The sequence below is a fragment of the Bacillus sp. PK3-037 genome (assembly GCF_054161355.1).
This window is the reverse complement of record NZ_CP096408.1, coordinates 888,975-915,411: the sequence shown is the minus strand read 5'-3', so window position 1 is coordinate 915,411 and position 26,437 is coordinate 888,975. Positions and strand designations below refer to the sequence as shown.

Genomic DNA, 26,437 nt, shown 5'->3' with positions numbered 1-26,437 from the left:
GGAGGCGCCAAAGTGAATCAGCAAAATCAGAAAATCAGCAACCCGCAAACACCTGTGCCGACTACATCAGAAATGAATGACAGAGATGTCGTCAATGAACTTTTGACAACGGAAAAATACATGACCACTGCGTATTGCACTGCTCTGCACGAGTTCAGCCATGAATCTCTCTATCAGGATATTCAATCCATTTTTGATGAGTCACAAAAAGCGCAAAGAAAACTGTATGATCTCATGTTCCAATATGGATGGTATACTGTTGAAGCAGAGGACGCCCAGAAGCTGCAGCAATCCTATCAAAAGTTCCAGCAAACCATTCAGCAGCAGTCTCCTTATCAGCAATAAAGTTCCATCAATCAGATCCGCAAAAAGGGTATGATGTGCTTTACCGGCATCTATCCTTTTTTTGTGTGTAAAATCAGTTGACTTTTTATTAATGCTTATTTATATTTAATAAGCATTAACTATTTTGATACATTAAATATAAACACAGATTATATTAAAGAGGAGAAATGAAAATGAAGAGTGCGGATCAGTTAATGTCTGATATTCAATTATCGCTTCAGGCGCTCTTTCAAAAGATACAGCCTGAAATGCTGGATAGCATGGAGAAACAGGGGATTACCCCCGCACAGCTGTTTGTGCTCGCAAGCTTAAAAAAGAATGGCAGCCTTAAAATTTCTGAAATTGCCGAACGGATGGAGGTCAAGCCAAGCGCGGTAACATTAATGGCAGACCGCCTTGAACAAAAAAGTCTGATCGTCAGAAAACACAATACCCAAGACAGGCGAGTCATTAATATCAGCCTTACCGATGAAGGAGACAGAAAGTTCGAGGACGTTTTGGCGGGCAGAAAAGCCATAATGGCACGATACCTTTCCTACCTGACGGAAGAAGAACTGCTGCAGGCAGCGCATATGACGAAAAAGCTGGCACAAGCTGCCGCCGAAACCAATGAAAAGTAAAAGAGGAAAAGAGGAAACGGATGAAATGAGTAATGAAGGAAAACAATCAAAACGGACTTTATTAATAACAGGCTTAATCATTGCCATGTTTTTCTCAGCCCTTGACGGTACCATTGTCGGAACTGCCATGCCGAAAATCGTAGGAGATCTTGGCGGTTTGAGCATGATGACCTGGCTGACCACGGCGTATTTGTTAACATCAACAACGGTCGTGCCGATTGCCGGTAAATTAGCCGACTTATTGGGGCGCCGGATCGTCTATGTATCAGGGTTGCTTATTTTTATGGCTGCTTCTGCCTTATGCGGAATGGCCAACAATATGACAGAATTGATTATTTTCCGCGGTTTGCAGGGAATTGGCGGAGGTATTATGATGCCGATGGCCATGATTGTCATTGGTGACTTATTTACAGGGAAACAGCGTGCCAAATTCCAAGGGGTCTTTGGCGCCATTTACGGGCTTGCCTCTGTTATCGGGCCGCAAATCGGCGGCTGGATTGTAGACTCGTTAAACTGGAAATGGGTTTTCTATATTAACCTGCCAGTCGGAATTATCGCGGTTATTTTCATTGCAAGAGGATTACAGGGACGCCAGCAGACTGGTCCGATCAACTTCGATATCGCTGGTATTTTCACGATGATTGTCGGGGTTGTCAGCCTCCTTCTCGCCCTAAGCTTTGGCGGAAAAGATTATGCGTGGGGTTCATGGCAGATTCTTGGCTTGTTCGCACTCGCGCTGATCGGCATTGTCAGCTTTATTATCGTAGAATCAAAAGCAAAAGAGCCAATCCTGCCAATGTATTTATTTAAAAACAGAACGTTTACATTTTTAAACCTGATCGGCTTCTTTATGAGTATCGGCATGTTTGGTGCCATTACGTTTGTTCCTTTCTTTATGCAGGGAATTGTCGGAGTCAGCGCGTCTGAATCGGGTACAATTATGACACCGATGATGATCTCTATGATTATTACAAGTATTATCGGCGGCCAGCTTGTTTACAAAGTCGGCATTAAACCGCAAATTATTACAGGCATGATAGTTATGGCCGGAGGATTCCTGCTGTTAACGACTTTGGACCTTGATACGAGTAAGCTTGTCGCTACATCGTATATGGCCATTATTGGTCTAGGAATGGGTCTGGTTATGCCGATTCTGACACTTGCTTTACAGGAAAGCTTTTCGAAGGAGGAGCTTGGGGTTGTCACCTCTTCCAGCCAATTCTTCCGTTCGATCGGAGGAACATTCGGCATTACCATGCTGGGAGCCGTAATGAATGCAAGATCAGGAAGTTTATTAACAGATAAACTGGTGCCGTACTTAGACTCACTTCCGGCACAGGCAAGCTCATTTGCCTCCCAGCTAAAGGGTATGATTGATACAAATCCGCAAGGGCTGCTGCAATCACTGTTCAGCCCGGACGCAATCAAACAAATCCCTGCGGCTTTCTCATCCCATATTATGCCGATATTAAAAACATCGTTGATGGATTCACTCCACAGCGTGTTTTATACAGGCCTGATCTTTATCGCCGTCGGAGCCGTATTTACATTGTTCTTAAAACCTATCAAGCTATCAAATAAGAAAACGGGAGAACAAGTAAAGGAGAAAGCGGCACAAGCCGTTGAATCACCTTCCCATTAATAGAGTGCCCCGCGGATTGGTATCCGCGGGGTTTTGTTATTCGATCATCTGAGCTCTTCCATTTCCGAAGGACCAATCCTCATCCTGATTTCCGGCCAGCATAATAAACACATCTTCTTTTCTTACGCCAAGCTGGGAATGAATCCGGCTCGCGATTGAGTGGTAAAGGGCTTTTTTCTGTTCAGTTGTTCTTGACTGTTTCAAGGTAAAATGAATGTATATCAGTTCATTGGTGCGCTCGACCTGCAGATAAGACGGATCATAAAAAAATTCACTATTTTCATATTGCCTGATGACTTGAAAGTAGTCATCTTCCGGCACATTAATTTCTTCGACCATCGATTGGTGAATGGTTCTGCTTAGTTTTTGAAGCCACACTTTACTTCTTCCCGCCCGTAAATGAATCTGTACAAATGGCATCCCCCGCATCTCCTCTCTTTACAGCGTCTGTCCGCTGTCAATTGTGATGATTTGGCCTGTGAGTGATTCCTGTTCAACAAGCGAACAAATCAATTTGGCGACTTCATCCGGTTCAGCAATACGCTGTAACAGCAAAGTGCCGATCATGCTTTTCATTTTTTCTTCCCGGCCAGCCCACCATCTCGTTGCGACAGCTCCCGGTGCTACACCGCTCACCCTGATTTCGGGCGCTAAGGCGTGGGCCAATGATTTCGTTAAACCGTGCACCGCCGATTTTGACACTGCATAAGGCATAGATGAACCCGCCCCGGTTAACCCTGCGATGCTGCCGACATTTACGATCGCTCCAGCCTTGCTTTTTTTCATGAACGGAACCACTGCCCGCGCGCAGAAAAACATCCCTTTCACATTGACAGCGTATAACTCATCCCAGATGTCTTCTGTCGCAGCTTCAAGATCATCCATTGGAATGTGCCGTGTAATGCTGGCATTATTGACTAAAACATCAATCGTGCCGTATGTTTTCACGATTGATTGAACCATGTCCTGCACTTCGCTGTTTTTTGATACATCCGCTTGGATGGCGAAGGCTCGGCCGCCAGCTTTTTTAATCATATCCACTGTTTCCTGCGCTTCGGATTGTGAACGTGAATAATTCACCGCAACAATCGCTCCGCGTTTTGCCAATTCCATACTGGCTGCTCGTCCGATTCCTGTGCCGCCCCCCGTTACGAGAGCAATTTTGTTCATTACATTCATTGCCGCCACTCCTTGCTGTTGATTAACATCTCTTGCTGATTCCATTGTAATCCAGGTCAGGTGTTACGTATAATGATTGTTAAAGATACTTGCTATCACTCAGATTGATAGCAAGCGAACGGAGGAGTTCAAAATGGAAAGTGGAGATTTACGTGTGTTTCAAATGGTAGCCCGTGAAGGCTCCATTACGAAAGCAGCCCTGCAGCTTGGCTATGTGCAATCGAATGTCACAGCCAGAATTCAGCAATTGGAAGCTGAGCTGGGCACCATCCTGTTTTTGCGCCACAATCGGGGTATGACACTTTCTGCAAGCGGAAAACTGCTGCTCAACTACGCAAATAAAATTATCGGCCTGCTGGATGAAGCGTCTAAAGCGCTCTTATCTACTGTAGAGCCAAGCGGACCGCTTATGATCGGCTCCACTCAGACAACAGCCGCGGTAAGGCTTCCGAAACTTCTGGCTTCTTATTATGAAGAACACCCAAACGTCCAGTTGTCTTTAACAACAGGACATACACAATTCCTCCTTGATAAAGTTCTCCGGTATGAATTAGATGGCGCATTTATCGGATGCGAATGCAATCATCCTGAGCTCGAATCCTATCCTGCATTTGAGGAAGAACCAGTAGTTGTTTCAGCTGCCTCCATATCCAATGCAGAGGAAGCCATCACAAAGCCGATTCTCGTTTACAGCACAGGCTGTTCGTATCGAGAGACACTTGAAAAATGGTTGCGCTCTGTAGGCGTCACACAGCCGATCATTATGGAATTTGGCACGCTTGAAGCGATTATCGGCGGGGTAACAGCAGGCCTTGGCATTTCTTTGCTGCCGAGAACGGTTGTACAGAAACACGAGGCTGAAGGGTCGATTCGATTGTACCCGCTGCCCGAAGCTCTCAGACAGATGAAAACAGAATTTATTGTCCGAAAGGATTCGTTTATCAGCAGCGCGCTGCGGACCTTTATGGATTCCTTTGCGCCAGATAAAACGGCAGCATCACAAAAAAGCAGACTGCTATAATTGGCAGACTGCTTTTTTAGCTATTGTTTGTTTCGATGCGCTTCATTTAATTCCTTAATATGCTGAATGATATCTTTAATGCCCTGCTTCGCGTCAGGATATGTCGCATTCCAATGTTTAGCGAGCGGCGGCATGCTTTTGGCTATATGTGTGTACAAAATCCATTGCTTCACTTCTTCTTTTAGCTCATTGTTTGTGTCACCAAGCAGAAGCTCAGTATATTTCTCCAGCAATCCATCCAGCTGTTCTTGCAGTTTTTGTTCCATTTATACATCTTCCTTTCAAAAAAACAGCAAGGAGCTTTCTCATTGATGAAAGCTCCTTTAGCCGTGTTATTTATCCATGTGATGTGAAAGCCGCTTCCCGGACAATGCATCTGCCCCGGCCATGAGGAATGCAAAGAGGCGTTCCGAACAGCGGGTCCTGTGTGACCTGACAGTTCATAGAAAACACATTTTGCACCAGATCACAAGTAATGACCTCTTCCGGACGGCCTTCAGCGTAAATCTGTTTATCTTTAATAGCCACAAGGTGATGTGCGTAGCGGCACGCTAAATTCAAATCATGGAGTACCATGACGATCGTCCGCTGTTCCTTCTCATTCAGCTCAAACAGCAAATCAAGAATTTCTATTTGATGCGTCATATCCAAATACGTTGTCGGTTCATCCAGAAGTATAATATCCGTTTCCTGGGCAAGCGTCATCGCAATCCAAGCCCGCTGGCGCTGTCCGCCTGATAAGGAATCGACGGCGCGGTCAGCCATATCTTCCAGCTTTGTGGCTTTAAGCGCTCTCTCTACAGCTGCCTCATCCTCTTTTGACCACTGTTTCAGCCAATTTTGATAAGGATATCTTCCCTGCTTTACAAGCTGATGCACCGTCAGTCCCTCCGGAGCAGAAGGCCCCTGCGGCAGGATGGCAAGCTCCTTTGCGACTTCCTTTGTCGGAAGCTTGGCGATCGCTCTTCCTTCCAATAGCACAGAACCGCCTCTCGGCTTCATCAGCCTCGCCAACGAACGTAAAAGTGTCGATTTTCCGCAGCCGTTGCTGCCGATAAATACGGTAATTTCACCTTTTGGAATCGTTAAATTCAGTTCATCAATAATAACGGCATCCCCGTACCCTAAGCTCAGCGTTTCTGTAGAAATTGCACTCATACCCATAACCGCTCCTTTTTGCTGGCTTTTTAGCAGCTCTATGTATCGCACGTTTTATATAGACATGCATGTAAGTAATTTGTCATCAATGCAAGTGATACAATATTCAGTCTCTGATATGGTCATATATCCCTCATTGTAGCAGAAAACAGTGACTTTGAAAATCATTTTCAATTAGTTTTCTGGTCAAAAATGGCGGTTATGGGTTTTTCAGCACATGATTATTTTTTAATTTCTCTGACAGCCCCGTTCTTAAGCTTCAGTTTTAAGTCGATATGATCATAGTGGCTGTCAAGGTTAAAAGCCGCCAGCACACTGTGAATCACTTCCTTTTCAGCCATTTGATCTGTCACGGATAGCTCGCTCAGAATCATTTTCATCTCATCCAGCGCTTCTTCTCCCTCTTGATTGATGCCTGAGAGCTTATCTTGTATTTCTGCTGTTTCATGAGTTCCGTTTTTTTCGTATATCCCTTCATAGCGATTATGCTCACCGTCACCATAGCTGACGCGAAGCGAGAAATTGCTGTAAGGAACAGATTTCATATGAGTTAATGCCGTATTTTCTCCTTCTGCTTGCTGCTGTTCTTCATTAAGACGGCAGCCCGCAATCAGAACAACTGCGAGACAAACGGCCCCGGCCGCTCTGATCAAATGCATAATGGTTCCCCCCTGTAGAATTCCATTTCTTTTAGGTATGTCCAAGGGATGGAATCCTCATTCAGAGAAAAGAACAGAAAAAGCCGGGCTTCAGCGCCCAGCTTTCCTTTATGATTCAGTCATTTGCAAAAAGGCTTCGACGTCCTGCACTGCCAGCTTAATGGCATTTTCCCAAAAGTCTCTCTTCGTGATGTCTGCGCCTAAATGCTTCATCGCTAAACCTTCTACGGTCATGGATGCCGTATCACGCAATAGCGCTATATATTTCTCTTCAAACGTGTTTTTTTCTTCAAGCGCCAGAGCGTAAATGCCGAGAGAAAACAGATAGCCGAACGTATAAGGGTAATTATAAAACGGCACTCTCGTAATATGAAAGTGGAGCTTTGACGCCCAGAATAGCGGATGATACTCGCCTAAAGCGCCGCAGAACGCTTCTTTTTGCGCTTCTTCCATTAGCTCGTTTAAACGGTCCGCCGGCACAATTCCCCGCTTTCGTTCCTCGTAAAACCTCGTTTCAAATAAAAATCTCGCATGGATATTCATAAAGAAAGCAACGCTTCTTTGCACTTTATCCTCCAGAAGCACAAGCTTTTCTTCCTTTGTCTCCGCCTGATTGACAGTCGCGTCTGCCACAATCATTTCCGCAAAAGTTGAGGCAGTTTCCGCTACGTTCATGGCGTAGGATCGATTTAACGGCCTTACATTGAGCATCGCTTCCTGATGAAAGGCATGCCCGAGTTCATGGGCAAGCGTTGAAACGTTCGAGGCACTGCCGGAAAACGTCATGAAGATACGGGATTCCCCGCTGTCCGGAAAGCTCGTGCAAAAGCCGCCGACTCTTTTTCCGCTTCTGTCCTCGGCTTCAATCCAGCGATCACGGAACGCCTTTTCTGTAAAAACGGACAACTTTCGGCCAAACGTGGAAAATTGGCTGACAATTAAGTTTGCGGCTTCATCGTATGAATATTCCTTCCCGGCAGACCCAATCGGTGCCTCAACGTCATACCAATCGAGCTTTTCGAGACCAAGCATGGATGCTTTCCGGTTGAGAAACTGAATGAACGGCTGCTTATTTTCAGTAATGACCTGCCACATCGTATTCAGCGTTTCTTTTTTCATCCGGTTGATTTGCAGAGGCTCCTTCAGAACGTCCGCCCATCCCCTCGCTTTGTAGGTTTCCAGCCGGAACCCCGCCAAATGATTCAGCGTGCTGCTGAAAATATCCTGTTCCCGCTCCCAAGCTTGATTGGTGCGTTCAAAAACGGTTTTCCTGACATCACGGTCCTGAGAAGACATCATGTTTTCCGCCTGTCCGACAGATAATTGTTTTTCCTTAAACGGAATGGTCATTTTTCCGACAACGATATGATATAAATCATCCCAGGCATGATAACCGTCAACCGCAAGGCTTCCAATCAGTTTTTCTTTGTCTGGGCTGAGCTTTTCCGCAACCCGTTCTCTTCTTTCATTTAATATGTATGATACCTCACGCAGTTCAGGTGTTTTGAGCAATTCTTCCCACACGCCTTGATCAATCTCGACAAGTTTATGATCCAATGTGACAAGGGAGGACTGAAAATCTGCGACTAGCTGATGCATGAATGATTTATGTTCATTCGCCTTCTGATCGCTCATGTTCTGTGCCTGAAGACAAGCGACAAAAGCACCGGCCTGCTGCAGCTTTACCGAATTTTGTTCAAATGCATCAAGCAATGCGGTCAGCCTTTCAGCATCATCAGGTGTTTCTGGCGCCTCAAATGCATCCGTCATGTCTTGAAATGCACGCAGGTTTTGTGACAGCTTTTCTATATATCCCTTGAATTCCTCTGAATGGCTCCCGCCTTTAAAAAACGAATCCAGATCCCATGTTTTGTCTACCCCTTGCAATCCCATGACTCAAAACCCCTTTCCTTATTTGATTTTATTATAGAACAATTCCGAATTATTGCATAAAAATTTCTTTTATGGCGCCATTCTCTGTGCATTATTATACAATAGCTGTAGCGCCAAAACGGAGGATATGGAAAATGAATAAAAAAATAGCAATCGTAACAGGAGCGTCTAGCGGTTTCGGTCTGCTGGCAGCAGTCAAACTGGCTCAGTCATTTTTCGTCATTGCCACAGCAAGGCAGCCCGAGAAAGCGGAACAGCTGCGCGGTTTAGCAGCAAAACATGATGTAGCTGACTCCATTCACATCACCGCTCTCGATGTCACTGATGAACACTCGATCGAAGCCTTTGGAAAAACCATAAGTGCGTATGCCCCAATTGATTTACTCGTCAACAATGCGGGGACAGCTTACGGGGGATTTATCGAGGATGTGCCGATGGAGCATTTCAGAAAGCAATTTGAAACGAACGTTTTCGGATTAATTAATGTCACAAAAATCGTCCTTCCTTACATACGAAAGCATAGCGAGGCAAAGATTATAAACGTAAGCAGTATCAGCGGTTTAACCGGATTTCCCGCATTGTCGCCTTACGCCTCTTCCAAGTATGCATTGGAGGGGTTTTCAGAAAGCCTGCGTCTGGAGCTGCTTCCTTTCGGCATTGAAACCGCTCTGATCGAGCCAGGCTCATACAAAACATCGATCTGGTCAACATCGTTATCGAATCACATGACTGTGCCGGCTGACGATTCAGCTTATCATCAATACTATAAAAAGATCCTTTCTTATATTGAAAAAAATGCCGATGAAAGCGGAGATCCCCAAGAGGTTGCCGATCTCATTTATCAATTAGCGATGAAACAGCGTTTAAAGAAATTGCGTTATCCGATCGGAAAAGGCGTCAAGCTCACCCTGTTATTCCGAGCGCTTTTTCCTTGGTCCGCATGGGAGTCTATCCTGAAGAAAAAACTATTCAGCTGACCTAAATTATAATTATTATAATTTAGTATTGATTTTTAATTAATACGTGGTATAATTAAATTAACAGATCACAAGGAGGACGTAATATTATGAAAACCGAAAACGCAAAAACAAACCTGACATTAGTTGAGAATTCAATGAACACCCAATTATCAAACTGGTTTCTTCTATACTCCAAGCTGCACCGTTTTCATTGGTATGTAAAAGGACCTCACTTCTTTACATTGCATGAAAAATTCGAAGAACTGTATGACCACGCGGCGGAAACTGTGGATACGATTGCTGAGCGCCTGCTGGCTATCGGAGGACAGCCGGTTGCCACTTTGAAAGAATACATTGAGCAAGCATCTATCACAGACGGCGGAAACGAAACGTCAGCTTCCGAAATGGTCCAAGCTTTGGTGAACGACTATAAACAAATCAGCAGCGAGTCTAAATTCGTCATCGGCCTTGCGGAAGAAAATCAAGACAACGCGACAGCAGACTTGTTTGTCGGATTAATCGATGAAGTCGAAAAACAAGTGTGGATGCTTTCCTCTTATTTAGGCTAAAAAAAGCTGAACCCTCTTCGGGTTCAGCTTTTTTGCTATTTAGCTGCTGAGGCTTTCTGTCTGCTTGGTCAGTGTCACGTTCAGGTTTTTCTTTTTTCCGTTTCGTATCACTTGAATTGTTGTTTTATCTCCGACTTTTAAATCTTTATAAAGAATTTGACGGATATCCGCACTGCTTTGGATATCTTTGCCGTTTAATTTGACAATAACATCCTCAGATTTCATTCCTGCTTTAGCCGCTGGTGAATTGGATTGAACTTCTTTGACGTAGACACCTTTGCTCAATTGATCGCCAAACAGGCCGAGTGTGTTCTCCTGGTACGTTTCAGGAACTTGTGACATATCAATCATTTGCACGCCTAAGAATGGACGGTCTACTTTTCCGTTTTCAAGAAGCTGGTCAACAATTGGCTCTACATCGTTGCTTGGAATCGCAAAACCTAGTGATTCAACCCCGCTTTCACTTACCTTCAAACTGTTGATACCGATCACTTGGCCGTTTGAATTGATTAACGGGCCGCCGCTGTTCCCCGGATTGATTGCCGCGTCTGTTTGCAGCACATTCATCTCAACGGTACCTTGTGTCGTATCGACATCAATCGTCCGGTTAAGTCCGCTGATGATCCCTTGTGTCACTGTTCCGGAGAATTGCTGGCCGAGCGGGTTACCGATGGCGATGACTTTTTCACCTGTGCGCAGCTGCGAAGAGTCACCGAAGCTCGCCACTTTTTTGACGTTCTTGCCGCTGATTTCCAAAACAGCCAAATCTGTAATTGTATCGCTTCCCACAAGCTTGGCTGTCTCCGTTTTACCATTGTACAGAGTCACAGTCAGCTTATTCGCTCCTTCCACCACGTGGTTGTTTGTAATGATATATGCTTTGTTATTATCTTTTTTGAAAATGACCCCTGACCCCGTTCCGCTTTCACTTTCAGAGCCGGAGCTGCCTTCTGTGCCGAATGTGTTATTTTGAGAGGTTTGGATATTTGAGATTCCGACAATTGTCGGCTCTAAGTCCTCTACCATATCAGCCACATTGGACGCGTTTGTCACAGGTGTCGTTGTAAAATTGTCTGATTGCACCTGTTTATTTGCGGAAGCCGTCTCGGTCGTCTGATTATGGTCAGACGGCAAATAAGGCGCGATGCCGAGCATCAGTCCGCCGCCGATGATCCCGCCTAAAATCGGGCTCAGCCATGCGGCTCTCCGCTTCTTTTCTTTTTTTACAGCTGTTTCTTTCTTTTCCATTTCTAAAGCGGAAGCCGTTTCTTTTCGTCCCGCTTCATCAGAATGAGGCCGATCAAGCAGTTCTTGTTCAGGATGCTCAATCAGCTTCCGGTTTTCTGTATTCATGTTTTCTGTATGTGAAGGTTCTGTGTGTTGTTCTCCGTTTTGGTCATCACGTCTGTAATCCATATGCATACACTCCTTATTCGGTTTTCGTTTATCGTTACATATTCATCGCATGTACAAGTTCAATTGTCCCAATAATGAGGAGAAAAGCAAAGCACCAAAATAGAATATGTTTGATCATCCTACATCTTCCCCGCTCTTTTCTTTTCCTTTCTTCCCTTATACACATCATAAACAAACATTGTGGGATAAAAATGAAAAGAATATGTGAAATTATGAAAATTGCCTGCCGTATGTTAAAACTAGTTTATAATGACGTTGAAAGGATGTGAAGAGCCTTGTCATATACCATTTATCTAGTTGAGGATGAGGATAATCTGAATGAATTGCTGACGAAGTATTTAGAGAATGAGGGCTGGAACATTACATCTTTTACGAAAGGCGAAGACGCCAGAAAAAAAATGACGCCGTCTCCCCACCTGTGGATTCTCGATATCATGCTGCCGGATACTGACGGCTATACATTAATAAAAGAAATCAAAGAGAAAGACCCTGACGTGCCGGTCATTTTTATTTCCGCACGAGACGCCGATATTGACAGAGTGCTTGGGTTAGAGCTTGGAAGCAATGACTATATTTCAAAACCATTTCTCCCGCGGGAACTGATTATACGTGTGCAAAAACTATTGCAGCTTGTCTATAAGGAAGCGCCGGCCGCACAAAAAAACGAAACCGTCGTCTCCTCCTATCGGGTCGCAGAGGACGCCCGTGAGGTCTATGATGAAAACGGCAATTTGATTAATTTAACGTCGAAGGAATTTGATCTCCTTCTCTTATTTATCCATCATAAAGGACATCCATATTCCCGTGAGGATATTCTCGTCAAGGTATGGGGCCATGATTACTTTGGAACTGACCGCGTTGTTGACGATCTTGTCCGGAGGCTGCGTAAAAAAATGCCTGAACTCAAAGTGGAGACCATTTACGGGTTTGGCTACAGGATGATGACATCATGAAAAACAAGCCGCTCTCGTTTCAAATATGGGTTGTCATCTCCGGCATCCTGTTAGCCATATCGATTTTATTGCTTGTTTTATTTTCAAACACGCTGCGTGATTTTTTCACCAATGAAACGTACACCACCATTGAAAATGAACAGCATGTTCTGACTGAGTACCGCCTGCCTGGTTCAATCGAAAGGCGCTATTACAGTGAGGAAGCCACAGCGCCGACGACCGTGCGCTCTGTACAGCACGTGCTTCTGCCCGAAAATGAAGCGGCTTCGTCAGACAAGGATTTGAAAATCCTGTCGTCCGCGTTTATCCATAAGGTATACCAGCTGGCTGATAAACAGGAAGCCAAAAAGAAACGATACAGCGCTGAAATCAATGGCGAAAAAGTGTTTTTTGTCATCAAAAAGGGACTTTCCGTCAACGGGCAATCCGCCATGATGCTGTCCTATGCACTTGATTCTTATCGGGACGATCTGGCCTTCACCCTGTTCAAACAGCTGCTGTTTATTATAGCGGTTGTCATTTTATTAAGCTGGATTCCGGCGATTTGGCTTGCGAAATATTTATCAAGGCCTCTCGTTTCGTTTGAAAAGCACGTCAAACGGATTTCAGAACAGGATTGGGATGATCCTGTCATAGTGGATCGGAAAGATGAAATCGGCAAATTGGGCCATACCATCGAAGAGATGCGCCAAAAGCTCGTGCAAAAGGATGAAACAGAAAGAACCCTTTTACAGAATATTTCTCACGATTTAAAAACACCGGTTATGGTGATCAGGGGATATACCCAGTCCATTAAAGATGGGATTTTTCCTAAAGGAGATCTTGAAAATACAGTAGATGTCATTGAAGGCGAAGCCCTTAAGCTGGAGAAAAAAATAAAAGATTTATTATATTTAACAAAGCTCGATTACTTATCTAAGCAAAAAGTACAACATGAAACATTCAGTATTATGGAAGTGACAGAAGAAGTCATTGAAAGACTGAAATGGGCGCGAAAAGAAATATCATGGGGAATTGATGTAGATGAAGACATTCTCATGCCGGGTGATCCCGAGCAATGGAACAAGCTTCTGGAGAACATACTGGAAAATCAAATCCGCTATGCCGCAACAAAGATTGAAATCATCATGAAACAAGATGATCGGAATATCTTTATCACCATTAAAAATGACGGACCGCATATTGAAGATGAGATGCTTTCCAGCCTCTATGAGCCTTTTAATAAAGGGAAGAAAGGCGAATTCGGCATTGGTCTCAGCATCGTAAAACGTATTTTAACTCTTCATAAGGCGTCTATCTCAATTGAAAATGACAAAACGGGTGTAACATACCGCATAGCAGTGCCAAAATAGACTGTAGATGTTTTTGCAGTCTATTTTTTATGTGAAAGAATAGCCGTTAAAATCTCTGTAATTTGTTTTGAGCGGCTGTTTGCATTGATGAACCCATTTTTTCTCTGACAACGTCTGCTTCGGATATTTGACTTTTTCCACTTTAATTCCTCTGTTTCGCAAGCGGCTGATCATTTCGTCCAATTCTCTCATTTCAGATTCACCCTTTCGCTTGAGCTTTGACCGTTCGGTCATCTCAATTTATAATATAAATAATACATGATAAAAAAACAAGTTACAATAAGGTTAAATTTATAACGTACGGGATGACTATATGGTCATATCCTATGTAGGCCTCAGGCTCCGAAAGGGTGGAACCATTTGAAGGAAAAAGAGAAGCTAATTATTGAAACAGCCATTAAACTGTTTGCCCAAAAAGGATATAACGCAACATCGGTTCAGGAAATTGCCAAAGCATGTAAAATTTCTAAAGGCGCTTTTTATATTTATTTTCCTTCTAAAGAAGCGCTGCTTTTGTCTATGCTGAATTACTATTATGATAAAACGTTTACCCGTATTTTACATATTAAAACGAAAGGCGACAGTCCCAGAACAGCTTACCGCAAGCAGCTTACCGTGTTCTATGAAAACATCCTTGCACACAAAGACTTTATTACAATGCAGATGAAGGAAGGTTCTCTGCCTTATACGGATGAAGTAGAGCAATGCGCGAAAAAAATCCGCCAGACTTCCCTTCAATTTCACATTGACAGTCTGTTAAACATATACGGAGAGAAAGCTGAACCTTATACAGCGGAGCTTTGTTTTCTAATAGAAGGAATCAGCCAGATTTACCTGGAATGCATGATTTTGCTCGGGTATACTGTGAAGCCGGATCAATTAGCAGATCTCGTTATTAACCGAATTGATGATATGGTCAAAGGCATGTCTGAACGAAACGACGATCCTTTCATCACATTAGAAGAAGCAAGCTCTTTATTCGGGCCCCTGTCTCACGGACGGCCTGACCCGCTGACTGAATCGATTGTGAAAAGCCTTCGTGAAAAAATAAAAAGCTTGAACACAAACTCCTCTTTTGAATTATCGGAGAGCTTGGACATACTTGAAGCAGAAATGAAGAAAAAAACACCGAAGCTGGTAATCATAAAAGGAATGATCCATAATCTGATGGAGTCGGAAGCTCTCGCAGAGGATGCCGAGCAGCTTACATATCTCTTGAAACAGCAATATATTTAGAAGAACGGCTGCTTGACAAGCAGCCGTTTTTTCTCTATTACGCCTTTGGTTTTACCATATCTTCCGGTTTCACCATTTCGTTAAATTGTTCCTCTGTCAGCAATTCAAGCTTCAAAGCCGCTTCTTTCAGCGTCAATCCCTCTTTATGGGCAAGCTTGGCAATTTTTGCGGCGTTTTCATATCCGATATGCGGATTCAGCGCCGTAACCAGCATTAAAGAATTCGACAAGTTTTCCTGAATCGTTTCTTTATTTGGCTCGATACCGACAGCACACTTATCATGGAATGAGTTCATTCCGTCACTCAGCAGCTGCACGGATTGCAGGAAGTTGTAAATGATCACAGGTTTAAATACGTTTAGTTCAAAGTTCCCCTGACTTGCGGCAAAGCCGATTGTCGCATCGTTCCCCATAATTTGCGCTGCGATCATCGTCAGTGCTTCACTTTGTGTCGGGTTCACTTTTCCGGGCATAATGGAGCTGCCAGGCTCATTTTCAGGAATGACAATCTCCCCGATGCCACAGCGAGGTCCGCTCGCAAGCCATCTGACATCGTTTGCGATTTTCATTAAATCAGCGGCAAGAGCTTTTAAAGCGCCGTGTGCATATGTGATTTCGTCATGGCTTGTCAGCGCGTGGAATTTATTCGACGAGCTGTTAAACGTTTGACCTGTCAGTTTCGTGATCTCCTCTGAAACAAGCTCTCCAAATTCCGGGTGAGCATTGATTCCTGTTCCGACAGCTGTACCTCCGATTGCAAGCGCACGCATTTTGTCTGTCGCTTCTACAATCATTTCTTTCGAACGATCGAGCATGTGCACCCATCCGCTGATTTCCTGTCCAAGAGTCAGAGGTGTGGCATCCTGAAGATGCGTACGTCCGATTTTCACAATATCATTGTATGCTTTCGCTTTTTCGTCTAACGTATTGCGAAGCTGATCAAGCGCAGGCACAAGCTGTTCATAGACAGATAAAACGGCAGCAACGTGCATCGCCGTCGGGAACGTATCGTTTGAGCTTTGGCTGCGGTTAACGTCATCGTTTGGATGAATCGTTTGATCAGAGTTCTTTTCTTTTAATAACGCAGTCGCGCGATTGGCCACCACTTCGTTCATGTTCATGTTGCTTTGTGTGCCGCTTCCGGTCTGCCATACAACAAGCGGGAAGTTATCATCATATTTGCCTTTGAGCACATCATCACAAACTGCTGCAATGGCTTCCGCTTTTTCCGCATCTAGATTGCCCAGGCGTTTATTAGCGATCGCCGTGCTGCGTTTCAATATTGCAAACGCCTTCACAACACGCATCGGCATTTTTTCAGAACCAATCTTGAAGTTCTCCTTGCTTCGCTGTGTTTGGGCGCCCCAAAATTTATCAGCAGGAACTTTTACTTCTCCCATGGTGTCTTTTTCAATTCTGTAGTCCATTTTATGTATCCCTCCATAACGGTTGCTTCAATAGATCAAATTCGCCAGTGATATAAAAAATCCTTTTTATTTTTCGATCTTGGCAGATTTTAATTTTAATTCAAGATATACGCGGGAGTCCTTTGAATATTTGTACTTCGGATTCGTTCGTCCGTACTCCCTTGATGTATAAGAGACATCGTAATGCTTTTCAAATGATTTAATGAGCTGTTCTATTTCTTCTTGTTTTCCTGCAAGTCTTACCTGTGCCACTTCATATCCTCCGCTTTCATAAAAAAACTTCTGCCATAAAATACTGTAACACAGTATATCATTTTTTTAACAGGAAAAGATAACCTCTACTAAGGTTTTGGACAAGAGGTGACCTCGTTGGAACAAACAGAATTTAAGGAATATATACACGATAATTTAGCAATGGTGCTTCCAAAATTAAAAGAAAACGATGATCTGGTGAAAAATAAAAAAATGCTGGCGAATGGACTTGTTTTTTACTATCTCTACTTCAGTGAATTGAATGACCAGCAGAAGGTTTTAGAATCGATCAAAACCTTAATCAAGGATGAGGAGACGCTGACGCTTGAGCAGGTCAAAAAACGCTTCGACCAAATTGACGCAAGACCGATAGAAACGGCAGAAAAAACGGTTAAGGAGATTCTCAGCGGCAATTGCGCGGTGTTTGTTAATGGACTCAACAAAGCCTATATCCTGTCCACAGGAAAGAAACAAACAAGAAGCCTGGCAGAGCCGACGACTGAAAAAGTGGTTCGCGGACCAAAGGTTGCGTTTGTGGAGGATATGGATACAAATCTTGCTCTGATCAGGCAAAGGACCTCTCATCCGAAACTCATTACCAAAAAAATCATGATTGGCGATAACAAACTGAAGCCGGCGGCGATGATGTACATTGAAGGCAAAGCAAAAAAGTCCGTTGTGAAAGAAGTAAAAGCGCGGCTTAACAATATCAAACTGGAGGATATCCAGGACAGCGGAACGCTTGAAGAACTTATTGAAGATAATAAATACTCGCCATTTCCGCAAATTCAAAATACGGAAAGGCCCGATAAAGTGTCGTCCGCCCTGTTCAACGGCCGGGTTGCGATTTTGGTGGACAGTTCCCCATTTGTGCTTTTGGTGCCGGTTTCACTCGGTGTACTGATGCAATCTCCGGATGATTACTACGAGCGCTGGATCTCGGCTTCCCTCATCCGGTCGCTGCGTTTTGCTTCTATATTCATCACCTTGTTTTTGTCATCGATTTATATCGCACTCGTGTCATTCCATCAAGGGCTCTTGCCGACCGCGCTCGCCGTCACAATTTCAGCAAACAGAGAAAACGTGCCGTTTCCTCCGATATTTGAAGCCTTGCTGATGGAAGTGACGATCGAGCTGCTAAGAGAAGCCGGGCTGCGTCTTCCAAACCCATTGGGACAGACGATCGGCCTTGTCGGGGGTGTCGTCATCGGACAAGCGGCGGTAGAAGCGAATCTTGTCAGCTCGATTATGGTGATTGTCGTCAGTGTCATTGCCCTTGCATCCTTTACCGTTCCCCAATACGGAATGGGGCTGTCTTTCCGGGTGCTGCGTTTTATTTCGATGTTTTCCGCCGCAATACTCGGGCTGTACGGGATTATTTTATTTATGCTGGTCATTTATACGCACCTTACGAGACAAACGAGCTTTGGATCTCCGTATTTTTCGCCAAATGGATTTTTCAGCTTGAAAAATACAGAGGATTCCATTATCCGTCTCCCAATTAAAAACAAACCAAAAGAGGCGAATAATCCAAATGAGCCAAAAACAGACTCCACTCAAACTTAATACCTTTCAAGGTATTTCTGTTGTTGCAAATACAATGCTCGGAGCTGGCCTTTTAACATTGCCCCGAGCGCTGACCACTAGGGGTAATACTCCTGACGGCTGGATCTCGCTGTTATTAGAAGGTGTCATTTTTATTTTTTTCATTTATTTAAACACGCTCATTCAGAAAAAACATCAATATCCCTCACTGTTTGAGTATTTGCGGGAAGGCCTTGGGAAATGGATTGGCAGCATTATGGGGCTTTTGATCTCCTGCTATTTTATCGGAGTGGCCAGTTTTGAAACCAGGGCGATGGCTGAAATGGTGAAGTTTTTCCTGCTGGAGAGAACGCCGATTCAGGTCATTATTATAACGTTTATCTGCTGCGGCATCTATTTAATCGTTGGGGGGCTAAGTGATGTTTCGCGGCTGTTTCCCTTTTATTTAACGGTTACGATTATTATTTTGCTGGTTGTGTTTGGGATCAGTTTTAAAATTTTTGACATCAATAACTTGCGCCCTGTTTTAGGTGAAGGCTTTGGTCCCATTGCTAACTCGCTAACTGTTGTTTCCATCTCTTTTTTAGGAATGGAAGTGATGCTGTTTCTTCCTGAACATATGAAAAAAAAGAAATACACATTCAGATACGCGGCTATTGGCTTTCTGATTCCGATTTTTTTATATATCCTGACGTATATCATTGTTGTCGGGGCTTTGACAGCTCCTGAGGTAAAAACGCTGATCTGGCCGACCATTTCTCTCTTTCAATCTTTTGAGCTCAAAGGCATATTCATTGAACGGTTTGAATCGTTTTTACTGATCGTCTGGATCATCCAATTTTTCACAACGTTCGTCATCTATGGGTATTTCGCCGCTAACGGGCTGAAGAAGACGTTTGGATTATCGACTAAAAAAAGCATGGTGATCATCGGTGCGGCTGTCTATTATTTTTCTTTATGGCCGGATGACACCAATCAAGTCATGATGTACAGCGATTATCTCGGATACATTTTCATCGGCGTGTTTCTGCTTCCCTTCATTCTGTTTTTCATTGTAGCTCTCAAAAGGAGGATTACAGCAAAATGAAAATCCGGATTTTAAGTATGTTCATATGTATCCTATTGCTGACCGGATGCTGGGACAGCCGGAATATTGAGGAATTAAGCCTGATCATTGGTGTTGGCTTAGACAAGCCGGATGATAAAAATTTAGAACTGACACAGCAGATTCTCGTCCCGAAAAAAATCAGCGCCAAGGAAGGCTCTTCATCTGATCCGACACAGCTTGCTGTCACAAAGGGTGAAACGGTCCATCAAATGATGAGAACATCTGCATTAAAGCATAATCCTACGTTTTCACAGCATTTGCGTCTCATTCTGCTTTCCAAGAGCGTGATTGCGAATCATATTGGAATGGACGCGATCATTAACCAGTTTGTCAGAGACAACGGAACAAGGAGGAGTTCGTACGTCTTTGTCACCGATGGACGGACTAAGGATATATTTAAAATGAATGATCAAGGCGAACCCGCATCCAATGTAATTTACGATCTGACAGAGAATAATGCGGTCACGATCAGAATGATGGAGCCTGTTACATTGGGGGAGATCTCAGAACATTTGACCTCTGACGATTCGTTCCTCATCCCTCATGTCGGTAAGGAAAACGGCAAACTCGCGATAAACGGGGCTGCTATCATCAAAGATAAATTATGGAACCGGAATTTAACACCGGGTGAGGTTCAAAATATCAACTTATTTACAGGCACTGTCGAAGGAGGCGTCATTGATATGAGGCATAATGGCAATCTTTTTTCTTACGAAGTGTACTCCAGCAATCGCAAGATTAAAACTGACTATAAGGACGGAAAGTTCAAATTCACCGTCACACGCAATATTGAGGGGCGTTTATCCGAGGACTGGAATCCGAATGAAGATTCCTTTAAGGACTCGTATATCAAAGAAATTGAAAAGACAGTCGAAAAACGATTAGAAGAAACAGTAACAGCATTTATTACAGACAAACTGCAGAAAGATATCAAAGCGGACGTGACCGGATTGGGAAACGAAGTCAGAATCCATTATCCTCAGAAGTGGAAAAAGATTTCAAAAAAATGGGATGATTATTTCAGCAATGCGGAAATAGACTACCGCGTCAATGTGGTTGTCAGAGATTTCGGGACGAAAGGCGCGTCCAAATAGCGGACGCCTATTTGACGAGGTGATTTCGGTGTGCGTAGACGGCTGCCTGCGTCCGGTCGCTGACATCCAGCTTTGATAAAATATTGGTGATGTGGGTTTTGACTGTTTTGATCGTGATAAACAGCTCCTCGCCAATTTCTTTATTTGTTTTTCCTTCTGCAATCAAACAGAGAATCTCAAGCTCCCGTTTTGTGAGGGATTCATGCGGGAGCGCGTTTTCGCCTGAGTGGCGCAGCCGGGATAATACTTTCCCCGCCACTTTTGATTCCAGCTTTGGCTCTCCTTTGCTTGCGGCACGGATCGCATCAGCGATTTCGGCCGCTTTTGACGTTTTTAATAAGTAGCTGAGCGCTCCCGCTTCAATGACCGGGTACACTTTGTCATCATCAATGAAACTTGTGAGCACAATAATTTTCGGATCGGAAAGCTTCTGGCAAATTTGCTTTGTCGCTTCAATGCCGTCCATGCCTTCCATGACAAGATCCATTAAAATCACATCAGGCTTTAATTCAACAGCAAGCTGTACACCCTCGCTGCCATCAGATGCTTCGCCGATGACATCAATATCGGGCTGTGCTTCCAAAAAAGCGGCGAGCCCCATTCTGACCATTTCATGATCATCAATCAACAATACTCGAATCACGTTCGTTCTCTCCTTTTTCTTCCGGGAAAATCGGGACCTTTACTTCGATTTGTGTGCCTTTTCCTTCAACCGAGATCACTTCGGCGACTCCGCCGATTTCGCTTGCACGTTCTTTCATCGAATTCAAGCCGTAGGATGACGCTTTTACCTGGTCCATCTTGAATCCTTTTCCGTTATCAATGACCTTCAGTCGCAGCTGATTGTTCTTTGCGCCAAGGATTACCGATACTTTTGAGGCTTTTGAATGCCTGAATACATTCGAAAGGGCCTCCTGTACGATCCTGAATAAATGATCCTCTACTCCTTTGGAAATCGATGTATCCTGAATGTCCCACTCGATATCAAGCGGCTGTTTTTTCCGGAACTCGTCCAAAAGCTCCGTAAGACCCTCCTTCAGCCCTTTCCCTTCGAGCGTCACTGGCCTTAAATGGAGCAGCAGCGCCCTCATTTCATTTTGGGCTTCTCCCGCCATGTGCTCTACCATCTTGATCCGTTTCACAGTTTTATCATCCGTATCTTTTACGTGTTCTAATACAGCGGAGGTCATCATGGATATCGCAAAGAGCTGCTGGCTGACAGCATCGTGCAGGTCTCTTGCCAATCGCTGGCGTTCTTCTGTAATGACTGATTTCTTCATTTGCACCTGCCATTCAGCCCGTTCATTTGAAAGCTTTTGGAGGGAAGCGACTTGAAGTTCAACCCGCTTCGCCATTTCGTTCAGCTGATCGGCTGCAAGCCCGATTTCATCGTCCCCGAGCGGCGGTATACGATAAGCGAAGTTGCCGTTTTCAAATGTTAAAATCGATTCGATCAATGTATCGACCCTTGTTTTCAGCCGGTTGCCGTACATGTAGCCTGACGCAAAACCGATCGTAAGGCTGATCAGCACCAAAATCAGGATAAACGGAATCCCGAACCAGCTTGACGACAGCAGCACAAACGGATCGAGCCGATAGTAAACCATCATAAAAGAAATCAAGCAGACAAAAAGGAGCAGACTGATTCCCGTTGTCATGCGAATGGCGCGCCACTGGAGACTGGCAAGCAGTTTTTTTCTCATACGTATTTCACATCCACATCACCTATAAATAGGGAGACGGATACTTTTACCCGGCGTTTGGACTCGCTGAAATCAGGAGACGCGGCGTATACCTTTGTGCCTAATCCGCTTTTCTTCGAGCCGATCAGATTAATGTCGCCGATAAAAACGGACGAGCTGACAGCCACTTCAAGGTCTGATGGAACATAAATATCAACGTTTCCGATCACTCCGCTGATGACAATCGTGCTCTCTCCCTCCGGAATCATCGCTTTTGACAAGTCGATTTTCACATCGCCGATAAAACCCGATACATTTAAATCATTCAGGTCAAACGGCTGCTTCATCATCAGCAGCTCGCCGATAAAAAAGCTTCGCATGTCAGGGTGTTTCACATCTTTAGGAGGCTCGGACTGTTTTTCTTTTTTCGTTAAGTCGATAGGCTTCTCATTCGGTTCAAAAATTGGCTTTCCTTTCACAAGCCGGTAGCCTGCGTAGATTAAAAATGCGGCAAATGCGTAGCCAAATAAGTTAAAGGTGATGCTGAACAGATTTTTCAAAAATAAGAAAGCGGCAAAGATATACATGACGGACCCAAGCCAGTCACGGGAGTACTTTTTTAAAAAATAGCCGGCAATCAGAAAAAAGAGCGGCCAAAACAGCAGATCGCCTATTCCGATAATTTGCAAAAACATACTGATGCCCAATAAAGCAATCATAAGTCCAAGAAGCTGTTTTTTTGTCATTCTGGTTGTTCCGCCTCCTTTCTTCTGCCAGATGCTACTGTATCTCTACATCCCCGCTGTCTGTTTTAATATCGACTAGATGCTGGCCGCTTCCATGTGAGCCTGTGATTTGATGATGATCTTTATGTGCTGTATCAGCAAATGGATACGCCGAACTGACGCTTCCGCTCTCTGAAGCCGCATTGACTTTGAAACTGCCGTTTTCGGGAAGCTCCAGATACACATCACCGCTCGTTAATGTGACAGCTGAAGAGCCTGCTACCTTTTCTAAATCCGCGCGAAAGTCTCCTGATGTCATCCGTACATCAAGTGAGCCTGAAACACCGTCCAAGTTTGCGTCGCCTGAAGTTAAGCGAATGCCGGCTGTTTTAGCGTCTGTATTTGATATCGACACATCCCCGGAAGAACCCTTCATCTTCAGCTCCTGAAGGCGGATACCCGTTACGTCCATATTTCCGCTTGCAGATGCTGCGTTCAGCTCGGAAAGCGTGAGATGTTTGTTACCGGCTACAGACACGTCGCCGCTTGATGTTTTCACAACCAAACCGCCTTTGTACGTGTATGGAATGCGGACGACAAGGGAAGAGCGATGAAATCCATTCAAAAATTGAAATTCTTTTTCCTTTGCCGTCAGCTCCAGCTTTCTTTTCTTTTCAGCCACAAACAATTTCCCGGAATCACCTGAGATGGTTGCTGATATGTCATTACGCTCTTCCGCTATGATCTTCACATTCTTGTGATCCGATTCAATGATTACGCTTTCGATCTCATGCGGTGAAGCACTGGCTGAATCAGCTTCAGTGCCGTTTATGAATGAAAGACCTTCAGCAAGCACGTCTTTGATCACAACTGCGGAAAAAATAAGAATACCGGCAATGATCAGCAGTTTGCCCAGCATTTTTTTCATTTGTTTTCATCCTTCTCATTCATTCTATTATAAAGGAAAAGCCTGTGAATTGATACGTGCGGAAGGGAAGGACTTGACGAAAACCCTTCCCTGTCCCGCTTATTCATTTGCTGCATGTGATGTTTGATCTGATTTTTTCAATGAGAGTTCCCGCATCTTTTCGATTTCAGCTTCTACTTCACCTGCAAATTCACTTCGGCTCGATTCTGTGCCGGCTTCCGCTGATTTCGAATAATCAGCACGGATTTCCATTTCCTCAATTCGGTTTTCAATCCGCAGAAATTCACGATACGCGCTTTCACTGTCAATTTTGTCGAATGTCGCGTTCATATGCTCTTTTGCTTTTGCGGCGTTTGCCCGGGCAATCAGCGCCTGTTTTTTATCCTTTACGTCCTGAAGCCTTGTTTCAAGTGTGGCCAGCTGTTCTTTCAGCTCAGCCAGCTGGCTGCTTGCCTGTTCATAGGAAGCTTTGTGTTCTGCCGCCTTTCCCTCTAAATACTTCATTTCTGTCAGCGCTTTTTTCGCAAGCTCTTCTTCACCGGCATCAAAAGCGAGCTGAGCTTGATTCTTACGCTTTCCAGCCACTTCATTTGCTTCTTCATATTTTTTCTTAAATTGAAAGGCAATCGTATGCTGTTTGACGATCGTTTGTTTTGCTTTTGCAATATCGCTTTCCATATCACGAACGTATTGATTCAGCATCACCTTAGGGTTTTCCAGTTTATCCAAGCCTTCATGAACTGACGCAACAAACATATCTCTCATTCTTTTTAATACCATACCGTTATTCCTCCTCATGTCATGTGTTATTTTTTCTTTAAGAAATTTTCCCATTCGTCATCAAAATGAGACTGGTAGCCGGCAGAAGCTGGTTCAGGGTCAAAGCCTGACACATCGCTTTCCGCGGATCCGTTTTTCATCAGTTTCCAGCCGTAATACACCATAGCGGCTGCGAGTGCAATTCCGACGAGAAACGGCAGTGAGCAAATGAGCATCATCGCCCCGATTCCGCCCAAGATGATACCTGTGATGGTTTTGCCCGCTGCGAACCTCTTGATTCCCGCGTATGTCAGCAAGCCTCCGATCGCAAGCGGAATCATAAAGCCGAAGCTGCCTCCCCCAAAAAAGACGGAGATTCCAAATACAATTAATATGAATCCGCCTATTGTTTTCTTGTTGATTTTCATGCAGATCCTCCTTTCGTTTTCCTTGTCTTCATCTTATACAAAACAGAAGATGAGCAAAACGAATCAGAGATTGATTTTTGGATAAGACCAGAGTCGTAGACAGCACCGGACCCAGCGGCATAAAAAAAGCCATGCACGAGGCATGGCTTCTTCAAAAACCTTTACAGATGAACACTTGCTTCCCTTTCTTTTACCAAATCGGATTGTTCTGCTTTGGCCAGCTTTGTAAACAGAAGGATTCCAATACCCGCGATAATTTCCACAACTCCCCCGGCAGCGATCACTTTCCCTGAACCAAAAGCATTTGCGGCATATCCGCAAATGACAGCGCCGGCCGGGATCGAAATATTTGAGATCATATGTATGACGGCATAAACTTGCGGCTGGTCCTCGCTATCGACAGATGTCTGTATAATCGTATACTCAGGAACATTGATCGCACTGACTGCAGCGCCAAATGTAAAGGCGGCGAAAAAGACGAGCGGCAAAAAGGTATTCATTCCGGTAATAAAGAAAGCGAACCCTTCAATAATGCCTGCCGTTACGAAAAGCAGTCCGTACTTGTTTACTTTTACTTTTGTCAGTACAAATCCCAATAAAAACGCGCCTATTGCGGTGGTGGCTTTTAATAGCGAATATACAATCGGCTGTCCGTTTAAATCCTCCGCAACATACACAGCGGAGAGCGCTTCCCAAGGGGCTGCCGCGAAATTCATAAAAATACAATAGATAGCGAGCGGATATAAGATTTGGTGTTTTCTGACAAGGACAAAACCGCGTTTCAGTCTGCCAAAATATGTACCTCTCTGCGCAACGGCCGCTGATTCCGATTTTGTTTCAACAGCAGTGTATTTGATAAAGAGAACAAGAAAACCAGAAATAAGATAAAGTACGAGAGCCATAAGCATTGTATATGAAGGACTGATAAACGTAAGGAGAGCGCCGCATAGTGTCACAGCTCCAAGCCGGACAATTTGGGCGGACGACTGCAGCACAGCATTTGCTTTTTGAATGCCCTTTTCATCTACAATTTGAGGGATTAAAGCAATGGAAGCAGGATTGTAGGCAGCGCCAGTAGCTGAATGTACAATCATAAGAGTCATAACAAACCACAGCGGAGAGAATCCGCCGAAATGGCAAAGCGGAATGATTAAAACAACCGCGGCTCTTGTCAGGTCTGAAAAGTACATCCAGAATTTCAATGTATTCTGCTTCATGAAAGGACCCGTCACAGGTGCTAAAACGGCTTCCGGCAAAAAGGTGACAGCAATCAATAAAGCAGTTCCGATCGCACCTTCACCGTCAAAAATTAAAAACCATAATATCGAATTAAATGCGAACATATCGCCGGAAATCTTGACTATTCTTGAGAAAAAAAGAAAGTTGAAATTTCTCTTCCAGACGCTATCACTTTCAATGAATCTCACCATCTATCAGAGCCCCCCACTGCCTATTTTTTACATCAATTTGTTACAATATCTCATTTTT

General features: G+C 44.1%; 29 protein-coding genes and 1 pseudogene. 12 read left to right on the top strand and 18 right to left on the bottom strand.

The annotated features are described in order from the left end of the window. Positions 1-12 precede the first annotated feature (12 nt). From M1D69_RS04695 to mdtP, 3 genes are all read left to right on the top strand, one after another. Positions 13-345, top strand: coding sequence for a spore coat protein (locus M1D69_RS04695; RefSeq protein ID WP_024122779.1), 333 nt, complete (start codon positions 13-15; stop codon positions 343-345). 173 nt (positions 346-518) lie between these two features. Continuing rightward, positions 519-965 (top strand): MarR family transcriptional regulator, encoded by a 447-nt coding sequence (locus M1D69_RS04690; protein ID WP_044159054.1) that lies wholly within the window; start codon positions 519-521, stop codon positions 963-965. 25 nt (positions 966-990) lie between these two features. Continuing rightward, the gene (gene mdtP / locus M1D69_RS04685) at positions 991-2,607 is read left to right on the top strand and encodes a multidrug efflux MFS transporter MdtP (RefSeq protein WP_458104415.1); all 1,617 of its coding nucleotides are present in this window, start codon (positions 991-993) and stop codon (positions 2,605-2,607) included. A gap of 36 nt (positions 2,608-2,643) precedes the next feature. Here the strand turns inward: mdtP and M1D69_RS04680 are convergent, their stop codons facing one another. Together M1D69_RS04680 and M1D69_RS04675 are read right to left on the bottom strand one after the other, a co-directional pair. Further along, positions 2,644-3,027: a tautomerase family protein gene (locus M1D69_RS04680; protein ID WP_458104416.1), complete on the bottom strand. Its 384-nt coding sequence runs from the start codon at positions 3,025-3,027 to the stop codon at positions 2,644-2,646. An 18-nt stretch (positions 3,028-3,045) separates the two neighbouring features. Beyond that, positions 3,046-3,786: an SDR family NAD(P)-dependent oxidoreductase gene (locus tag M1D69_RS04675; RefSeq protein ID WP_087987502.1), complete on the bottom strand. Its 741-nt coding sequence runs from the start codon at positions 3,784-3,786 to the stop codon at positions 3,046-3,048. Positions 3,787-3,919: 133 nt separating this feature from the next. Here M1D69_RS04675 and M1D69_RS04670 point away from each other — a divergent pair, with 133 nt between their 5' ends. Next, positions 3,920-4,807 carry a LysR family transcriptional regulator gene (locus M1D69_RS04670; RefSeq protein WP_458104417.1) on the top strand — a complete coding sequence of 296 codons (888 nt, stop codon included), beginning with the start codon at positions 3,920-3,922 and terminating at the stop codon, positions 4,805-4,807. A gap of 20 nt (positions 4,808-4,827) precedes the next feature. On the opposite strand, the pseudogene M1D69_RS04665 reads toward M1D69_RS04670, so the two are convergent. The 4 genes and pseudogenes from M1D69_RS04665 to M1D69_RS04650 all read right to left on the bottom strand — a co-directional run bounded on the left by M1D69_RS04665 (position 4,828) and on the right by M1D69_RS04650 (position 8,517). Then, positions 4,828-5,116, bottom strand: a pseudogene (locus M1D69_RS04665) (YusU family protein). A gap of 27 nt (positions 5,117-5,143) precedes the next feature. Continuing rightward, the gene (locus M1D69_RS04660) at positions 5,144-5,971 is read right to left on the bottom strand and encodes an ABC transporter ATP-binding protein (protein ID WP_081638363.1); all 828 of its coding nucleotides are present in this window, start codon (positions 5,969-5,971) and stop codon (positions 5,144-5,146) included. Positions 5,972-6,186: 215 nt separating this feature from the next. After that, positions 6,187-6,624, bottom strand: coding sequence for a YusW family protein (locus M1D69_RS04655; RefSeq protein ID WP_458104418.1), 438 nt, complete (start codon positions 6,622-6,624; stop codon positions 6,187-6,189). 108 nt (positions 6,625-6,732) lie between these two features. Next, positions 6,733-8,517, bottom strand: a complete 1,785-nt coding sequence (locus M1D69_RS04650) for a M3 family oligoendopeptidase (protein ID WP_458104419.1) — start codon at positions 8,515-8,517, stop codon at positions 6,733-6,735. Between the two features lie 134 nt (positions 8,518-8,651). Here M1D69_RS04650 and M1D69_RS04645 point away from each other — a divergent pair, with 134 nt between their 5' ends. Together M1D69_RS04645 and mrgA are read left to right on the top strand one after the other, a co-directional pair. Beyond that, complete coding sequence (locus tag M1D69_RS04645) at positions 8,652-9,494, top strand: SDR family oxidoreductase (protein ID WP_458104420.1); 843 nt, start codon at positions 8,652-8,654, stop codon at positions 9,492-9,494. Positions 9,495-9,583: 89 nt separating this feature from the next. Further along, entirely contained in the window at positions 9,584-10,045 is a 462-nt protein-coding gene (mrgA, locus tag M1D69_RS04640; RefSeq protein ID WP_458104421.1) for a metalloregulation DNA-binding stress protein MgrA, read from the top strand. A gap of 39 nt (positions 10,046-10,084) precedes the next feature. On the opposite strand, the gene M1D69_RS04635 is transcribed toward mrgA, so the two are convergent. Together M1D69_RS04635 and M1D69_RS04630 are read right to left on the bottom strand one after the other, a co-directional pair. Next, positions 10,085-11,398, bottom strand: coding sequence for a S1C family serine protease (locus tag M1D69_RS04635; RefSeq protein WP_458106205.1), 1,314 nt, complete (start codon positions 11,396-11,398; stop codon positions 10,085-10,087). Continuing rightward, complete coding sequence (locus tag M1D69_RS04630; protein WP_458110430.1) at positions 11,395-11,478, bottom strand: hypothetical protein; 84 nt, start codon at positions 11,476-11,478, stop codon at positions 11,395-11,397. Before M1D69_RS04630 ends, M1D69_RS04635 begins: the two co-directional genes overlap by 4 nt. A gap of 258 nt (positions 11,479-11,736) precedes the next feature. Here M1D69_RS04630 and cssR point away from each other — a divergent pair, with 258 nt between their 5' ends. Together cssR and cssS are read left to right on the top strand one after the other, a co-directional pair. Next, complete coding sequence (gene cssR, locus M1D69_RS04625) at positions 11,737-12,414, top strand: secretion stress-responsive two-component system response regulator CssR (protein WP_024122792.1); 678 nt, start codon at positions 11,737-11,739, stop codon at positions 12,412-12,414. Next, complete coding sequence (gene cssS, locus M1D69_RS04620; RefSeq protein ID WP_458104422.1) at positions 12,411-13,766, top strand: secretion stress-responsive two-component system sensor histidine kinase CssS; 1,356 nt, start codon at positions 12,411-12,413, stop codon at positions 13,764-13,766. The genes cssR and cssS overlap by 4 nt, the downstream gene beginning before the upstream one ends. Positions 13,767-13,793: 27 nt before the next feature. Here cssS and spxO read toward each other — a convergent pair whose 3' ends face one another. Next, positions 13,794-13,958 carry an anti-adapter protein SpxO gene (gene spxO / locus M1D69_RS04615; RefSeq protein WP_003221681.1) on the bottom strand — a complete coding sequence of 55 codons (165 nt, stop codon included), beginning with the start codon at positions 13,956-13,958 and terminating at the stop codon, positions 13,794-13,796. A 168-nt stretch (positions 13,959-14,126) separates the two neighbouring features. On the opposite strand from spxO, the gene M1D69_RS04610 reads away from it, so the two are divergent. Further along, a complete protein-coding gene (locus M1D69_RS04610) occupies positions 14,127-15,002 on the top strand; it encodes a TetR/AcrR family transcriptional regulator (RefSeq protein ID WP_458104423.1) in 876 nt (291 codons plus the stop codon). Positions 15,003-15,039: 37 nt separating this feature from the next. Here M1D69_RS04610 and fumC read toward each other — a convergent pair whose 3' ends face one another. Together fumC and M1D69_RS04600 are read right to left on the bottom strand one after the other, a co-directional pair. Next, positions 15,040-16,428: a class II fumarate hydratase gene (gene fumC / locus M1D69_RS04605; RefSeq protein ID WP_458104424.1), complete on the bottom strand. Its 1,389-nt coding sequence runs from the start codon at positions 16,426-16,428 to the stop codon at positions 15,040-15,042. Between the two features lie 66 nt (positions 16,429-16,494). Next, positions 16,495-16,680: a YvzF family protein gene (locus M1D69_RS04600; RefSeq protein WP_010331829.1), complete on the bottom strand. Its 186-nt coding sequence runs from the start codon at positions 16,678-16,680 to the stop codon at positions 16,495-16,497. Between the two features lie 117 nt (positions 16,681-16,797). Between M1D69_RS04600 and M1D69_RS04595 the strand changes: the two genes are divergently transcribed. Genes M1D69_RS04595 through M1D69_RS04585 form a run of 3 tightly spaced genes read left to right on the top strand, consistent with a single transcriptional unit; the run spans position 16,798 to position 20,427 of the window. Continuing rightward, the gene (locus M1D69_RS04595) at positions 16,798-18,246 is read left to right on the top strand and encodes a spore germination protein (protein ID WP_458104425.1); all 1,449 of its coding nucleotides are present in this window, start codon (positions 16,798-16,800) and stop codon (positions 18,244-18,246) included. Continuing rightward, positions 18,215-19,312: a spore germination protein gene (locus tag M1D69_RS04590; protein ID WP_458104426.1), complete on the top strand. Its 1,098-nt coding sequence runs from the start codon at positions 18,215-18,217 to the stop codon at positions 19,310-19,312. The genes M1D69_RS04595 and M1D69_RS04590 overlap by 32 nt, the downstream gene beginning before the upstream one ends. Further along, entirely contained in the window at positions 19,309-20,427 is a 1,119-nt protein-coding gene (locus M1D69_RS04585) for a Ger(x)C family spore germination protein (protein WP_458104427.1), read from the top strand. Before M1D69_RS04590 ends, M1D69_RS04585 begins: the two co-directional genes overlap by 4 nt. A 7-nt stretch (positions 20,428-20,434) precedes the next feature. Here M1D69_RS04585 and liaR read toward each other — a convergent pair whose 3' ends face one another. The 7 genes from liaR to M1D69_RS04550 all read right to left on the bottom strand — a co-directional run bounded on the left by liaR (position 20,435) and on the right by M1D69_RS04550 (position 26,379). Next, positions 20,435-21,070, bottom strand: coding sequence for a two-component system response regulator LiaR (liaR, locus tag M1D69_RS04580; RefSeq protein WP_024122798.1), 636 nt, complete (start codon positions 21,068-21,070; stop codon positions 20,435-20,437). Next, positions 21,048-22,130, bottom strand: a complete 1,083-nt coding sequence (gene liaS / locus M1D69_RS04575; protein WP_458104428.1) for a two-component system sensor histidine kinase LiaS — start codon at positions 22,128-22,130, stop codon at positions 21,048-21,050. Before liaS ends, liaR begins: the two co-directional genes overlap by 23 nt. Continuing rightward, positions 22,127-22,855, bottom strand: coding sequence for a cell wall-active antibiotics response protein LiaF (gene liaF / locus M1D69_RS04570; RefSeq protein ID WP_458104429.1), 729 nt, complete (start codon positions 22,853-22,855; stop codon positions 22,127-22,129). The genes liaS and liaF overlap by 4 nt, the downstream gene beginning before the upstream one ends. A 34-nt stretch (positions 22,856-22,889) precedes the next feature. After that, a complete protein-coding gene (gene liaG / locus M1D69_RS04565) occupies positions 22,890-23,762 on the bottom strand; it encodes a LiaG family protein (protein WP_458104430.1) in 873 nt (290 codons plus the stop codon). A 99-nt stretch (positions 23,763-23,861) separates the two neighbouring features. Continuing rightward, the gene (liaH, locus tag M1D69_RS04560) at positions 23,862-24,542 is read right to left on the bottom strand and encodes a stress responsive protein LiaH (RefSeq protein ID WP_024122802.1); all 681 of its coding nucleotides are present in this window, start codon (positions 24,540-24,542) and stop codon (positions 23,862-23,864) included. Between the two features lie 26 nt (positions 24,543-24,568). After that, a complete protein-coding gene (gene liaI, locus M1D69_RS04555) occupies positions 24,569-24,949 on the bottom strand; it encodes a cell envelope stress-induced membrane anchor protein LiaI (RefSeq protein ID WP_044159078.1) in 381 nt (126 codons plus the stop codon). Between the two features lie 161 nt (positions 24,950-25,110). After that, positions 25,111-26,379, bottom strand: a complete 1,269-nt coding sequence (locus M1D69_RS04550) for an MFS transporter (RefSeq protein ID WP_217827976.1) — start codon at positions 26,377-26,379, stop codon at positions 25,111-25,113. Positions 26,380-26,437: the final 58 nt, after the last annotated feature.

Excerpts from the sequence above, each read along its gene's own strand:
- M1D69_RS04585 (WP_458104427.1), top strand. The coding sequence starts at position 19,309 with ATGAAAATCCGGATTTTAAGTATGTTCATATGTATCCTATTGCTGACC.
- liaH (WP_024122802.1), bottom strand. The coding sequence starts at position 24,542 with ATGGTATTAAAAAGAATGAGAGATATGTTTGTTGCGTCAGTTCATGAA.
- spxO (WP_003221681.1), bottom strand. The coding sequence starts at position 13,958 with ATGAGAGAATTGGACGAAATGATCAGCCGCTTGCGAAACAGAGGAATT.
- liaF (WP_458104429.1), bottom strand. The coding sequence starts at position 22,855 with ATGACAAAAAAACAGCTTCTTGGACTTATGATTGCTTTATTGGGCATC.
- liaG (WP_458104430.1), bottom strand. The coding sequence starts at position 23,762 with ATGAAAAAAATGCTGGGCAAACTGCTGATCATTGCCGGTATTCTTATT.
- liaS (WP_458104428.1), bottom strand. The coding sequence starts at position 22,130 with ATGAGAAAAAAACTGCTTGCCAGTCTCCAGTGGCGCGCCATTCGCATG.
- M1D69_RS04670 (WP_458104417.1), top strand. The coding sequence starts at position 3,920 with ATGGAAAGTGGAGATTTACGTGTGTTTCAAATGGTAGCCCGTGAAGGC.
- cssS (WP_458104422.1), top strand. The coding sequence starts at position 12,411 with ATGAAAAACAAGCCGCTCTCGTTTCAAATATGGGTTGTCATCTCCGGC.
- M1D69_RS04590 (WP_458104426.1), top strand. The coding sequence starts at position 18,215 with ATGAGCCAAAAACAGACTCCACTCAAACTTAATACCTTTCAAGGTATT.
- M1D69_RS04680 (WP_458104416.1), bottom strand. The coding sequence starts at position 3,027 with ATGCCATTTGTACAGATTCATTTACGGGCGGGAAGAAGTAAAGTGTGG.
- M1D69_RS04690 (WP_044159054.1), top strand. The coding sequence starts at position 519 with ATGAAGAGTGCGGATCAGTTAATGTCTGATATTCAATTATCGCTTCAG.
- mdtP (WP_458104415.1), top strand. The coding sequence starts at position 991 with ATGAGTAATGAAGGAAAACAATCAAAACGGACTTTATTAATAACAGGC.
- mrgA (WP_458104421.1), top strand. The coding sequence starts at position 9,584 with ATGAAAACCGAAAACGCAAAAACAAACCTGACATTAGTTGAGAATTCA.
- M1D69_RS04550 (WP_217827976.1), bottom strand. The coding sequence starts at position 26,379 with ATGGTGAGATTCATTGAAAGTGATAGCGTCTGGAAGAGAAATTTCAAC.
- M1D69_RS04675 (WP_087987502.1), bottom strand. The coding sequence starts at position 3,786 with ATGAATGTAATGAACAAAATTGCTCTCGTAACGGGGGGCGGCACAGGA.
- M1D69_RS04660 (WP_081638363.1), bottom strand. The coding sequence starts at position 5,971 with ATGGGTATGAGTGCAATTTCTACAGAAACGCTGAGCTTAGGGTACGGG.
- liaI (WP_044159078.1), bottom strand. The coding sequence starts at position 24,949 with ATGAAAATCAACAAGAAAACAATAGGCGGATTCATATTAATTGTATTT.
- M1D69_RS04635 (WP_458106205.1), bottom strand. The coding sequence starts at position 11,398 with ATGAATACAGAAAACCGGAAGCTGATTGAGCATCCTGAACAAGAACTG.
- M1D69_RS04655 (WP_458104418.1), bottom strand. The coding sequence starts at position 6,624 with ATGCATTTGATCAGAGCGGCCGGGGCCGTTTGTCTCGCAGTTGTTCTG.
- M1D69_RS04650 (WP_458104419.1), bottom strand. The coding sequence starts at position 8,517 with ATGGGATTGCAAGGGGTAGACAAAACATGGGATCTGGATTCGTTTTTT.
- fumC (WP_458104424.1), bottom strand. The coding sequence starts at position 16,428 with ATGGACTACAGAATTGAAAAAGACACCATGGGAGAAGTAAAAGTTCCT.
- M1D69_RS04645 (WP_458104420.1), top strand. The coding sequence starts at position 8,652 with ATGAATAAAAAAATAGCAATCGTAACAGGAGCGTCTAGCGGTTTCGGT.